Raw genomic sequence first — 12,327 nt, 5'->3', positions numbered from 1 at the left:
TGCGACATGTATCAGGCAGGTCAGGGACTTTTGTACTTCCTGTTTCGATTTAGTTGGCAATTTAGGTAGCAAACATGCAGACCCCGCACATTCTTATCGTTGAAGACGAGTTGGTAACACGCAACACGTTAAAGAGCATTTTCGAAGCAGAAGGCTACGATGTCTTTGAAGCGACCGATGGCGCAGAGATGCATCAGATCCTTTCTGAAAATGATATCAACCTGGTGATCATGGATATCAACCTGCCGGGCAAAAACGGTCTTCTGCTGGCGCGCGAACTGCGTGAACAGGCGAACGTCGCGTTAATGTTCCTGACGGGCCGTGATAACGAAGTTGATAAAATTCTTGGCCTGGAGATCGGTGCGGATGACTACATCACCAAACCGTTCAACCCTCGCGAGTTAACCATTCGTGCACGCAACCTGCTGTCCCGCACCATGAACCTGGGCACGGTCAGCGAAGAGCGTCGTAGCGTCGACAGCTACAAATTCAACGGCTGGGAACTTGATATCAATAGCCGTTCGCTGATCAGCCCGAACGGTGAGCAGTATAAGCTGCCGCGCAGCGAATTCCGCGCGATGCTGCACTTCTGCGAAAATCCGGGCAAAATTCAGTCCCGTGCAGAACTGCTGAAGAAAATGACCGGTCGTGAGCTGAAGCCTCATGACCGTACCGTAGACGTGACCATCCGTCGTATTCGTAAGCATTTCGAATCGACGCCTGATACGCCGGAAATCATCGCCACCATCCACGGCGAAGGGTACCGTTTCTGCGGTGATCTGCAGGAATAATCCCGGAGTTAACGCATGAAAAACGGCGCATTTGCGCCGTTTTTTTTTATTTCCAGATCCGCATTGTGTCGTTATCAGGCTCTGCGGGCGGCGCAGGTCGCTTCGGCTGTGAAAGCGAATACCAGTCGAAATGACGAGTCAGGTACATGACGGCGAACAGCGCCAGCGCGAGAACCGCAGACCCCAACAGCAGTGCACTATCCTCCGAGCGCAGCAGGAACCACATCACCACGTCCAGCCCCAGCAAGGCCAGCACAAACAGTCCGCTGCGCTTCCAGCTTTTCAGCACGGCCTGCAGGTACATTCCGTTCATCGCCGCACCAACCAAGCTTGCAACTACCCAGGCTGGGGTAAACCCGACATGTTCTGATAGCGCCAACAGCACCAGATAGAACAACACCAGCGACAGCCCCACCAGCAGATACTGCATCGGATGCAGGCGCAGCCCGGTTAAGGTCTCGAAAACAAAGAAGGCCATAAACGTCAGCGCAATCAGCAAAATGGCGTACTTGATCGCCCGGTCAGTCAGCTGATACTGATCGGCGGGCGTGGCTACCGTAACGCTGAAGGCGGGGATCGACTCCCATGACGGCGACTCACTTCCGTTGAACCAGCTCTCAAGATTGTTCGCAAACCAGCTGCTCTGCCAGTTCGCCTGAAAACCGGCGTCACCAATTTTATGCTTCACCGGCAGATAATTACCCATAAAGCCAGGATGCGGCCAGTTGCTGTTCAGCGCCATTTCACTGCTACGTCCTACAGGTACCACGGCGAAACTTCCTGTTCCCGTCAGATTCAGCGAAATATCCATAGCAAACGTTTTTAATTCCAGCGCTTTGTCAGTCAGCGGGATATGGATACCGGAAAGCGCGCCATACACGCCTGTACCCGGCTCCACACTTAGCGTCTCGCCGTTGATACTAGAGACTTTCACCGTGCCAATGCCTCGAGCATCGCCCACGCCAACAACGATAAACGGCTGCCCCAGGGTCATCGACTCCCCTTTCAGCTGCGTCATTTTTTCCGTGTTGAATCGGGCTTTTATGTTGAGGTCGGTATTCCAGATCTGTCCGTCATAGATGCCAATATTTCGCGACTCAACGCGCTGGTTACCCTCAACGCGCAGAGACTCCGGCAGGATAAAATGCATATAGCTTTTCTTGTACTCGACTTTTTTCTCATCCTCTAACTTATAAAAAACCTCGGTTACCGGGATCGCAATCAGCGGGCCGACCAATTTTTGCGGCCCGCTGGTGCTCTGGCGAAGCGTATTTTCGACATCGTTGCGGTAGCTTTCACGCTCTGAAATGAGGTTACTCACCATAAACAGTGGGACTAACAACAGCAGGATGCACCCCAGCAGGGTGCTTACTTTCCAGAACAGGGGGGATTTCATCATTACGTCTCCTTTGTGATGTGGAGAGCGTAACCAGGCTGTGTGGGGCCAGTTTGAAGTTATGTGAAGGGACGGTGAAGTGTCAGCGTGGCTATCACGCCACCTTCATCACGATTACGCAATGTAATCTCTCCGTGGTGCAGACGCGCCACCTCCTGAACAAACGCCAGCCCGAGTCCGCTACTTTTCAACCCGTTCTCGCGCGGCAGGGAATAAAAGCGCTCAAAAATACGCTCCAGCGCATAATCCGGGATCCCGCTTCCGCTGTCGGTGACGATCAGCCGTATCTGCCCCTGCTCTTCCTGGGCCGCCAGTTCAATGGCACCGCCCTGTGGGGTAAAATCGATAGCATTATCCAGTAAATTACCGAGCGCCTGTTCGAGCAGGTCGGGATCGCCTTCAACAAGAAGCGAAGCGGGCTGGAGGGTCAGCGCAATCTTTTTTGCCGCCAATAGCGCCGAACGCGCGTCGGCAAGCCGTGTAAACAGCAGGTCGACGCGGACGGCCTGGGGCGTAATCTCGACCCGATTTTCAAGCCGCGCCTGAGTCAGCAGTTTTTCAACCAGCGACTGCATACGCGCGTTTTGCACCAGAATATTATCGATAAACCGCGCGGCCACCTGCGGCGGCGGCTGCTCGGTGAGAATTTCTGCCGCGCCGCGTATGGCGGCTATTGGGCTTTTCAGCTCGTGGGTCAGCGCATGGACATAATGTTCAATGTAGTTTTTCCCCTCAAGGCGAATACGCATATTTTCCAGCGCCTGAGCCAGCTTGTGCAGTTCGCTACTGCCTGGATTAGGCAGCGGGAGAGGCGTATCAGTGGTCACCGAGTCGGCATAGCGCGATAACGTACTGATGGAACGATTGATCCACCAGGCGACGAGAAAACCGATCAGTAAAGCAATGCCAAGCAGCGCCCCGCCAGCCCACAGAATCCGCCTCTCGCTGCGTTGGATAACCGGCGCCATCGCACTGTTAGGTTTCCCGACCGACAGCACGCCGATAATCTTGCCCTGCTCCACAACCGGTGCGGCAACATACATCACCGTGCTCTCCGGATCGTCGGGATGGCTCTGGGTACTGCGCGCGCCGTATTGGCCGCGAAGCGTCAGCCAGACATCGTTCCAGCGAGAGTAATCTTGCCCCACGGCCAGGCCGGCAGAATCAAACACGACGCGGCCCTGCGCATCGGTCATGTAGACGTGATACTCGTTGCGCACCTTATGAATGCCGCCGATATTGGCGCGGAAAGGCCGCTGATGGAGCTGTAAAAAGGCCTGCGCCAGTCTGCCCTGCTGCGCATTGCCCGAAAGAAGATCCTCACGCCCAACTTCGGCGAGCAAGGTCGCGGTATCGATCAACGTGCCCTCGGTTGCCCTGCGCACGCCGGGCTTCACTTCCTGAACAAAGATCGACAGCACAAACCATGCGGCGATGGCGACGATCAGGAAGTACCCCAGCAGCAAACGCATTCCGATGCGCATTAATAAAGCCCCAGGCTATAGCCCATACCGCGATGGGTGCTGATGGGTGACAGTTCCTCATTCACTGCCCGCAGCTTGGCGCGCAGGGTCTTGATGTGAGTGTCCACGGTACGATCGTAACTGTCGCCGTCTTCGCCCCACACCTTGTCCATTAACTGTTGCCGAGAGAAAACCCGTCCCGGAGCCTGTAGTAACGTTTTAAGCAGCAAAAACTCATAGCGCGTGAGCGGTAATGCTTCACCGCACCAGCTAATTCGGGCGGCAGCTTCGTTCAACTCAAACTGTCCGATACGCACCGTCTCCGCTGGCGCGACGCATTTTTGCATCCGCCGTAAAATGGTCCTTACCCGGGCGCACACCTCACGCGGGGAGAAAGGCTTGGCGACGTAGTCGTCTGCGCCCATTTCCAGGCCGAGGAGTTTATCCACTTCGTCACTGCGTGCCGTCAGAAACAGCACGGGCAGTGACGGATGCTGCGCCAGAAGCTGGCGGCAGAGCTCAAAGCCGCTGATGTCCGGCAGCCCGACGTCAAGAATGGCGAGCGCCGGAGCCTGCTGGCGCGCCGCCTCCAGCACCGGTAAACCGCGCTCAAACGCTTTTACTGCAAATCCTTCCTGCTGAAGCATGTAGATAAGCGTATCGGCGATACTGGTTTCGTCTTCAACCAGCCAGACTACAGGTCGTTGCATGGTTCATCCCTGAATTAATGCCACGGCATAATCGGCACCGCACTAATGGCGTTTTTCGGTGACCCTTCCACCACTTTATCGGAATACGCCAGGTAGGCCAGGGTGTTGCGTTTTGCATCATAGAAACGAACCACCTGCAGCTTTTTAAACACCAGTGAGGTCCGTTTCTGGAACACCACATCGCCCTGCGCTTTGCCGTTTTTGATTTTATCGCTCAGCTCAACCGGTCCCACCTGCTGACAGGAGATTGCCGCATCGGAAGTGTCTTCCGCCAGCCCCAGGCCGCCTTTAATACCGCCCGTCTTCGCGCGGCTGACGTAGCAGGTGACGTTTTTCACGTCCGGATCGTCAAACGCCTCCACCACAATTTTGTGGTCCGGACCGAACATTTTGAACACGGTATCGACAGAACCAATCTGTTCCGCCTGCGCCGCACGGCCCGCTACCAGCAACAGGGCAGTAAGAAGCAAAGTCTTGTATTTCATATTGTTACCATTCTTTAAAATTGCATTGAGCGATTATTCAACACGTTAGTCAAAAATGTAGCAAGATCACAGGATTAGAATATATTCACCCAAAATGAGAGAGAAAAGGCATTAATGCGCAAAAAAAACACTGAATGCTAAAACATCAAAAAATGCTATTATCCGCTAACCTGTTATCAGGCACCTGCTGTTTTAAGGATGAGGATAGTATATGGATCAGGCTGGAATTATTCGCGACCTGCTCACCTGGCTGGAAGGTCATCTCGACCAGCCTTTGTCACTGGATAATGTGGCGGCTAAAGCGGGCTATTCCAAGTGGCATCTGCAAAGGATGTTCAAGGATGTCACCGGTCATGCTATCGGTGCCTATATTCGCGCACGTCGTTTATCGAAATCTGCGGTGGCTTTGCGCCTGACCGCGCGGCCAATTCTGGATATTGCCCTGCAGTACCGTTTTGATTCGCAGCAGACCTTCACCCGCGCCTTTAAAAAACAGTTCTCGTTGACGCCAGCGCTCTATCGCCGCTCGCCTGACTGGAGCTCGTTTGGTATGCGTCCGCCGCTGCGTCTGGGCGAGTTCGCGATGCCGAAATACGAAATGGTCACTCTGCCGGAAACCCATCTGATCGGTACAACCCAGAGCTACTCGTGCTCTCTGGAGCAGATTTCTGAGTTCCGCCATCAGATGCGCGTCCAGTTCTGGCGCGATTTCCTGAGCCATGCGCCGGCCATTCCGCCGATCCTGTATGGCCTCAACGAAACGCACCCAAGCCAGGAAAAAGACGACGAGCAGGAGGTGTTTTACACCACCGCGCTGACGCCGGAGCTGGCGAATGGCTACATTCAGGGTTCGAAGCCGGTCGTGCTGGAAGGCGGCGAGTACGTGATGTTCTCGTATGAAGGACTGGGTACGGGCGTCCAGGAGTTTATCCTGACCGTTTACGGAACGTGCATGCCAATGCTGAATCTGAATCGCCGTAAAGGTCAGGATATCGAGCGCTACTACCCGGCGCAGGATGCCAAACCGGAAGAAGGCCCAATCAATCTGCGTATGGAATTCTTGATTCCTGTCCGTCGTTAACGCTGCAGTTCATCAAGCGCAGGGGCATCGAGATGCGAAATGTCCCCTGCCATCTCCACGACCCAGCCCGACGCCAGCCACGCGCTTTCCTGATAATCAATCCGGGAAATGGAGCAGTTACGCAGGCGTAACCGACGCTCAGCGTAAGCCGGTAACCCCAGAATGGTGCTCACCAGGCAGCCGAGCGCGATACCGTGACTCACCAGCAGCGGACGGCTGCCTGCCGGAAGCTTGAGGCATTCCGCCAGCGCGGCATGCATACGCACGCTCAGCTCCTGCATGGATTCCCCTTCAGGAATACGACCATCTTCGGTACCGTTCACCAGCGTGCGGCGCCAGCCCTCTTCCGTTTCCGTCAGCGTATCAATATGGCGCTTTTCCAGCACGCCCATATCCAGCTCGCGCAGGCGCGGCTCAAGCATCACATCGCAGCCGCAGGCGTCGGCAATGATGCGCGCCGTCTGCTGTGTGCGACCTAAATCGCTGGTAATAACGTGGGTAATGCCCAGCGTTCTGGCGCGTTCCGCCACCTGCCACGCTTGCTGCACACCCTTCTCGGTGAGCGGACTGTCTGACTGGCCTTGAATACGTCGCTCGGCGTTCCACTGCGTTTCACCGTGGCGAACAAGGTATACCTGTAACATGCTTTTTTTCCGTTATACTGCGATGAGTTTTTTTTGAATCGAGCTTAATTATGCACCATGTTGTCTCTGCTACCACCAATCCTGCCAAAATTCAGGCAATTCTAAAGGCTTTTGAAGAGATTTTCGGCGAAGGATCCTGCCATATTGAGGCCATCGGCGTCGAGAGTGGCGTACCTGAACAGCCGTTTGGCAGCGAGGAAACGCGCGCTGGCGCACGAAATCGCGTGGCAAATGCAAAAGCCGCGGCCCCGAAGGCTGACTTCTGGGTCGCCATTGAAGCAGGCATCGACGAAGGCGCAACCTTTAGCTGGGTGGTGATTGAAAGCCGTGAGCAGCGCGGCGAAGCGCGCTCAGCCACCCTGCCGCTGCCGGAGATCATTCTGGAAAAAGTCCGTGCAGGTGAAGCGCTCGGGCCGGTGATGTCACAGTACACCGGCATTGATGAGATTGGGCGTAAAGAAGGGGCGATTGGCGTCTTTACGGCGGGTAAGCTCACGCGTTCAGGGGTTTACCATCAGGCGGTGATCCTGGCGCTGAGCCCGTTTCATAACGCCATTTATCGTTGATCGCTCAATAAGACTGACTCGAGCCAATGGCGCAGCTCAACCGGCGCAGACTTCAGGCTGTTCGATCCACGGGTGATCGTCGCGATGCCCGCGCCCAGCTCGTTTTTCAGCTCGCGCTGGCTCATCTCACCGCGCAATAGCTCTTCAATAATCCGCACGCGCGTGCCCAGCGCCTCACGCTCGTCCGGCGTAAGCATCAGCTGCATGAGGGGTAGGTGCAAATCCTGCTCGTAAGACTGGCGAAGCAGCTCCACAAAACGAAGCCACTCCTGGTGACGCTGTTCGGCCATTGCCGAGGAATACGGGGAATGCTGGGTCATGTTATGCTGCCTCTTGTACTCTTTAGCGAGTACAGCATAACACAACCCATGCCGATCAGTAACGTCTCTGCCACTCGGCATCGCTCATCAGGGTATCTTTCTGCCCCATGAAGTAGCGATAGTAGGCGTCATAGGCCAGCACGTTCTTCACGTAGCCGCGCGTTTCCGAGAACGGAATGCTCTCCACGAACGCCACTGCGTCAATGCGTCCTGCACTGTTGCCAAGCCAGGTGCGCACGCGGCCCGGACCGGCGTTATACGCCGCCGACGCGAAGATGCGGTTATTGCCAAACTGCTGATAGACATACTGCAAATAGCTGGTGCCGATGTTGATGTTGGTATCCGGATCGAGAAGCTGTGACGGGCTGCTGTAACCTGGAATGTTGAACATCTTCACCGTATGCGTCGCCGTCCCCGGCATAATTTGCATCAGCCCGCTGGCACCCACCGGTGAACGAACTTTCGGGTTCCATGCGCTCTCCTGACGGGCAATCGCCATGGCGTAGCTTTGCGGGATATCTTTGCCGCTGGTGTAGCGGTCAAACAGATCTTTATACGCCAGCGGGAAACGCTCTTCGAGATGGTCCCACAGCTTGCCTGAAATTGTCGCCTGCACGCTCAGATCCCACCAGCGATTATCAAACGCATAGCGGGCAAGCTGCGCTTTTTCATCCGTGGTGCGGCTGGTCACCAGGTTGGCCCACTCGCTGCGCGCGGTGTTATCCATGTTCCAGTACATCAGCTCGCGCACGCGCGCCATCTCTGGCCCCTGCGTCAGAGCGGGGTTCGCGTTAGCGGGCGCTTTGTCTATCCTGAGCGTGTACTCCTCGCCCAGCCGTTGCGCCGCCGCCATCGGGTAGAACCCGCGCTGCTGCATCAGCGAGTGAAGAATCTCTTTGGCTTCGTCTTCACGACCGCGCTCCATCAGCAGATCCGCCTGCCAGTAGCGCCATTCGTCTTTCTCTTTGGCTTCCATTGGCAAACGCGCGAGCCAGGTGTTGAGGCCACGGCGGTCGCCGGTGCCCAGCGCCATGCGCACGCGGCGCTCGACAAGCGAGGTCGAGTTTGAGCGCATGATCGCATCGTCACGCCAGCGCGCCTGTTCGTCGGTCACGTCCGTGCCCATCAGTCGCCAGGCCACGATGTCGCGCAGCTCCTGGGTTTGATCTTCATTCAGCTGCTGCGCCTGTACCAGCTGCGGGATCATCAGCCGCGCGTTTTCGACATCGTCACGCGCCACGCTGGCAAAAGCCACCGCCGCCATCTGGCGGGTAAAATCGGTCGAGCCCGTGCTGCGGGCAAAGGTCAGGACGCTGTTCGGATCGTTTGCCAGCGCGATAACCGCCGAGGAGATCGTCTGGTAATCGGACGGCATCTGCCCTGCCAGCGCGGTTACCAGACGCGTGTTGCCGGCTTTCATCGCCAGGCGGATGCGCTCAAGGTAGGCCAGCGGATCCTGCTTGCCGGAAGCGCGCCATGCGCCGAACAGGGAATCACAGGCGTTCGGCTGGCTTTTGCCGGTCAGCCACAGATCTTTCGCCCCGGCCCAGGCATCTTCCTGCTGCCCGGTCGCCCATTTCGCATAGTAGTAATTACACTGCGCTTCGGTGGTATTCGGCTTGTCAGGGCTAAACGCCAGCAGGCCTCGCCAGTCTTCACGCCGCGCCAGCTCATTCACAAAACGAGACTGGAGATTTCGGGCAGGCGGCAGGGTCGGGTTCGCCTGAATGAAATTATTCACGGTGACGGTCGGCTGGTTCATCAGATCGTCGGTAATCTGGCGATACTCCAGATACGGATACAGCGGATAATCCTTCAGCGTCGGCATCAGCGCCTGCACGGTATCCATCTGCTTGTTGTCCCACGCCTGTTTAATCTGGGCATAGCGGTTACGTTGTTCATCCAGTGAATCGGCATGCACCGCCTGGCTTACCGCCATTACGCATACGCTGGCAGCCAGCAGACGCCAGACCACCCGTTTGGCTTTTTCCACAAGCTCTTCCTCATTGTTTTTTCGTCAATTGCAGCGTCTTGCCACGTCAAAGTCACAACAACTTATGCTAACCAGGCATCCAGCAACGCGCCACGTCATGGACACTTTTTTACCTTTCTTGCGCGTTTTAACACTCCCGACGTTCCTGGCTGGGATTAGGGCGTGAAAAAGGCTACACTTCGAGGCTGAAATTCCTTCTCATTTACGATAAAAGAGGCGAAGTCCACGTGGCTCAATTCGTTTATACCATGCATCGTGTCGGCAAAGTTGTCCCGCCGAAACGTCATATTCTTAAAAATATCTCGCTGAGCTTCTTCCCGGGCGCAAAAATTGGTGTGCTGGGTCTCAACGGTGCCGGTAAGTCCACCCTGCTGCGCATCATGGCCGGCATCGATACAGACATCGAAGGTGAAGCCCGTCCGCAGCCAGGCATCAAGATCGGCTACCTGCCGCAGGAACCTCAGCTGAACCCGGAACATACCGTACGTGAATCCGTTGAAGAAGCGGTATCCGAAGTGGTTAACGCGCTGAAAGGTCTGGATGAAGTGTATGCCAAATACGCCGAGCCGGATGCGGACTTCGACAAGCTGGCCGCTCAGCAGGGCAAATATGAAGAGATCATCCAGGCGCACGACGGTCACAACCTGAACGTGCAGCTGGAGCGCGCGGCCGATGCCCTGCGTCTGCCGGACTGGGATGCGAAAATCGCGAATCTATCCGGTGGTGAACGCCGCCGCGTGGCGCTGTGCCGCCTGCTGCTGGAAAAACCAGACATGCTGCTGCTCGACGAACCGACCAACCACCTGGATGCGGAATCCGTGGCGTGGCTGGAGCGCTTCCTGCACGACTTCGAAGGCACCGTTGTAGCAATTACCCACGACCGTTACTTCCTCGACAACGTCGCCGGCTGGATCCTGGAGCTGGACCGCGGTGAAGGTATTCCGTGGGAAGGCAACTACTCTTCCTGGCTGGAGCAGAAAGATCAGCGTCTGGCGCAGGAAGCGTCTCAGGAAGCGGCCCGTCGCAAGTCTATCGAGAAAGAGCTGGAGTGGGTTCGTCAGGGCGCGAAAGGCCGTCAGTCTAAGGGCAAAGCCCGTCTGGCACGCTTTGAAGAGCTTAACAACACCGAATACCAGAAACGTAACGAAACCAACGAACTGTTTATTCCACCTGGAGCACGTCTGGGGGATAAAGTGGTTGAAGTGACCAACCTGCGTAAGTCCTACGGTGACCGCGTGCTGATCGACGATCTGACCTTCTCCGTACCGAAAGGCGCTATCGTTGGCATCATCGGTCCGAACGGCGCGGGTAAATCGACCCTGTTCCGTATGATGTCCGGTCAGGAACAGCCAGACAGCGGCTCAATCACCCTGGGTGAAACCGTGAAGCTGGCCTCCGTAGACCAGTTCCGTGACGCGATGGATAACAGCAAAACCGTGTGGGAAGAAGTCTCCGGCGGTCTGGATATCATGCGTATCGGCAACACCGAGATGCCAAGCCGCGCCTACGTTGGCCGCTTTAACTTTAAGGGCACCGACCAGGGCAAACGCGTGGGCGAGCTGTCAGGCGGTGAGCGCGGACGTCTGCACCTGGCGAAGCTGCTGCAGGTGGGCGGTAACGTTCTGTTGCTCGATGAACCGACCAACGACCTGGATATCGAAACCCTGCGCGCACTGGAAAACGCCCTGCTGGAGTTCCCGGGCTGCGCCATGGTTATCTCGCACGACCGCTGGTTCCTGGACCGTATCGCGACCCACATCCTGGACTACCAGGACGAAGGTAAAGTGGAGTTCTTCGAAGGTAACTTCACCGAATACGAAGAGTACAAAAAACGCACGCTGGGCGCAGACGCGCTGGAGCCGAAGCGTATTAAGTACAAGCGTATTGCGAAATAAGTGCCCGACTGCCGGGTGGCGGCTTCGCCTTACCCGGCTTTTTTATTTATCCACGTAATACCGCTTCACCTCGTCAAACTGCATCGCAAACTCGATATAGCTCATCAGCGCGGGCGAATTCAGCTTCCGGCTCGGATAGGCCAGCCAGAGATCGTTACCTTCAACGCGCCATTCCGGCAGCACCTGAACCAACGTCCTCTTTTCGATCTTATCTTCCAGCAGAAATGCGGGTAGCAGCGTGATCCCCGCCCCGGCAATCGCGCATTCGCGGGCGTACACCAGATTATCGGTCATGTGGCCGTTGTCCGGCAGGTAGCGGTAATCCTCGCTCTCGCTTCGCAGCAGCCACTCCGACCACGCCCGGTGCGTAATACAGCGGTGCTCCACCAGCTGTCGGGGATGGATTAACGGCTCGCGGCGTGCCAGGTAGTCCGGCGAGGCCAGCATGTAGCGCGGGCAGTGCCCGATCATTCTGCCTATCAGAGAGGAGTCCTGCGGCTTGCCGGTGCGCAGCGCCACGTCAAAACCGGACTCGACCAGGTCCACCACGTCGTCAGAGATCGATACATCGAGCGACACGTCAGGATAGCGAAGCTGAAACTCGGCATTCATATGCGCCAGCAGGGTCGCGCCAATCCCCGCCGGGCAGGTAATACGCAGACGGCCGCTGGGGTTTTCACGCAGGCGCTGAATGGCGTACTCCGCCCGCTCGCTGGCCGCCAGCATCTCGCGACAGTGCACCAGATAGTGCTCGCCAGCGAACGTCAGGCTGATCCTGCGCGTGGTGCGGTTAAGCAGACGGATCCCCACCTGCTGCTCCAGCTGGCTGATTCGCTGGCTGACGCTGGATTTCGGCAGCTCAGCTTTCTGCGCCGCCGCGGTAAAACTGCCCATCTCCGCCACCAGCGCAAACAGCGCCATATCCTGAAGCTGTTTAAACATGATTGTTCACCCTGTACGAACGCTGAGTTCATGATTGTCCA

General features: G+C 56.6%; 12 protein-coding genes. 4 read left to right on the top strand and 8 right to left on the bottom strand.

Annotated elements, in window-relative coordinates; translation table 11 throughout:
- Positions 1 to 74 precede the first annotated feature (74 nt).
- The gene (arcA, locus tag IB212_RS03325; RefSeq protein WP_003856501.1) at positions 75 to 791 is read left to right on the top strand and encodes a two-component system response regulator ArcA; all 717 of its coding nucleotides are present in this window, start codon (positions 75 to 77) and stop codon (positions 789 to 791) included.
- A 46-nt stretch (positions 792 to 837) separates the two neighbouring features.
- Here arcA and creD read toward each other — a convergent pair whose 3' ends face one another.
- From creD to creA, 4 genes are read right to left on the bottom strand one after another with little or no spacing between them, the layout of a single operon-like run.
- Positions 838 to 2,190: a cell envelope integrity protein CreD gene (gene creD, locus IB212_RS03320; RefSeq protein WP_041911278.1), complete on the bottom strand. Its 1,353-nt coding sequence runs from the start codon at positions 2,188 to 2,190 to the stop codon at positions 838 to 840.
- Between the two features lie 56 nt (positions 2,191 to 2,246).
- On the bottom strand, positions 2,247 to 3,671 hold the full coding sequence (creC, locus tag IB212_RS03315; RefSeq protein ID WP_041911279.1) for a two-component system sensor histidine kinase CreC: 1,425 nt from the start codon (positions 3,669 to 3,671) through the stop codon (positions 2,247 to 2,249).
- Positions 3,671 to 4,360, bottom strand: coding sequence for a two-component system response regulator CreB (creB, locus tag IB212_RS03310; RefSeq protein ID WP_041911280.1), 690 nt, complete (start codon positions 4,358 to 4,360; stop codon positions 3,671 to 3,673). The genes creC and creB overlap by 1 nt, the downstream gene beginning before the upstream one ends.
- A 14-nt stretch (positions 4,361 to 4,374) precedes the next feature.
- Positions 4,375 to 4,845, bottom strand: a complete 471-nt coding sequence (gene creA, locus IB212_RS03305; RefSeq protein ID WP_014882476.1) for a protein CreA — start codon at positions 4,843 to 4,845, stop codon at positions 4,375 to 4,377.
- A 211-nt stretch (positions 4,846 to 5,056) separates the two neighbouring features.
- On the opposite strand from creA, the gene robA reads away from it, so the two are divergent.
- A complete protein-coding gene (gene robA, locus IB212_RS03300; RefSeq protein ID WP_028015450.1) occupies positions 5,057 to 5,926 on the top strand; it encodes an MDR efflux pump AcrAB transcriptional activator RobA in 870 nt (289 codons plus the stop codon).
- On the opposite strand, the gene gpmB is transcribed toward robA, so the two are convergent.
- Positions 5,923 to 6,570, bottom strand: coding sequence for a 2,3-diphosphoglycerate-dependent phosphoglycerate mutase GpmB (gene gpmB / locus IB212_RS03295; RefSeq protein WP_008502057.1), 648 nt, complete (start codon positions 6,568 to 6,570; stop codon positions 5,923 to 5,925). The genes robA and gpmB overlap by 4 nt on opposite strands.
- A gap of 50 nt (positions 6,571 to 6,620) precedes the next feature.
- Here gpmB and yjjX point away from each other — a divergent pair, with 50 nt between their 5' ends.
- Complete coding sequence (yjjX, locus tag IB212_RS03290) at positions 6,621 to 7,136, top strand: inosine/xanthosine triphosphatase (RefSeq protein WP_041911281.1); 516 nt, start codon at positions 6,621 to 6,623, stop codon at positions 7,134 to 7,136.
- Here yjjX and trpR read toward each other — a convergent pair.
- Positions 7,127 to 7,456: a trp operon repressor gene (gene trpR, locus IB212_RS03285; protein ID WP_041911282.1), complete on the bottom strand. Its 330-nt coding sequence runs from the start codon at positions 7,454 to 7,456 to the stop codon at positions 7,127 to 7,129. The two genes, yjjX and trpR, sit on opposite strands and share 10 nt — an antisense overlap.
- 55 nt (positions 7,457 to 7,511) lie before the next feature.
- On the bottom strand, positions 7,512 to 9,449 hold the full coding sequence (gene sltY, locus IB212_RS03280; RefSeq protein ID WP_041911283.1) for a murein transglycosylase: 1,938 nt from the start codon (positions 9,447 to 9,449) through the stop codon (positions 7,512 to 7,514).
- Positions 9,450 to 9,676: 227 nt separating this feature from the next.
- On the opposite strand from sltY, the gene ettA reads away from it, so the two are divergent.
- Positions 9,677 to 11,344, top strand: a complete 1,668-nt coding sequence (gene ettA / locus IB212_RS03275; protein ID WP_003856515.1) for an energy-dependent translational throttle protein EttA — start codon at positions 9,677 to 9,679, stop codon at positions 11,342 to 11,344.
- Positions 11,345 to 11,386: 42 nt separating this feature from the next.
- On the opposite strand, the gene IB212_RS03270 is transcribed toward ettA, so the two are convergent.
- Positions 11,387 to 12,286, bottom strand: coding sequence for a LysR family transcriptional regulator (locus IB212_RS03270; protein WP_041911284.1), 900 nt, complete (start codon positions 12,284 to 12,286; stop codon positions 11,387 to 11,389).
- Positions 12,287 to 12,327 lie beyond the last annotated feature (41 nt).

This window comes from Enterobacter sp. E12 (assembly GCF_014596715.2).
Lineage (GTDB): Bacteria > Pseudomonadota > Gammaproteobacteria > Enterobacterales > Enterobacteriaceae > Enterobacter > Enterobacter bugandensis.
This window is presented reverse-complemented; position numbering and strand designations above follow the sequence as displayed.

Coding starts and splice junctions, on each gene's coding strand:
- creC (WP_041911279.1), bottom strand. CDS start 3,671: ATGCGCATCGGAATGCGTTTGCTGCTGGGGTACTTCCTGATCGTCGCC.
- gpmB (WP_008502057.1), bottom strand. CDS start 6,570: ATGTTACAGGTATACCTTGTTCGCCACGGTGAAACGCAGTGGAACGCC.
- creB (WP_041911280.1), bottom strand. CDS start 4,360: ATGCAACGACCTGTAGTCTGGCTGGTTGAAGACGAAACCAGTATCGCC.
- arcA (WP_003856501.1), top strand. CDS start 75: ATGCAGACCCCGCACATTCTTATCGTTGAAGACGAGTTGGTAACACGC.
- IB212_RS03270 (WP_041911284.1), bottom strand. CDS start 12,286: ATGTTTAAACAGCTTCAGGATATGGCGCTGTTTGCGCTGGTGGCGGAG.
- creD (WP_041911278.1), bottom strand. CDS start 2,190: ATGATGAAATCCCCCCTGTTCTGGAAAGTAAGCACCCTGCTGGGGTGC.
- robA (WP_028015450.1), top strand. CDS start 5,057: ATGGATCAGGCTGGAATTATTCGCGACCTGCTCACCTGGCTGGAAGGT.
- yjjX (WP_041911281.1), top strand. CDS start 6,621: ATGCACCATGTTGTCTCTGCTACCACCAATCCTGCCAAAATTCAGGCA.
- creA (WP_014882476.1), bottom strand. CDS start 4,845: ATGAAATACAAGACTTTGCTTCTTACTGCCCTGTTGCTGGTAGCGGGC.
- trpR (WP_041911282.1), bottom strand. CDS start 7,456: ATGACCCAGCATTCCCCGTATTCCTCGGCAATGGCCGAACAGCGTCAC.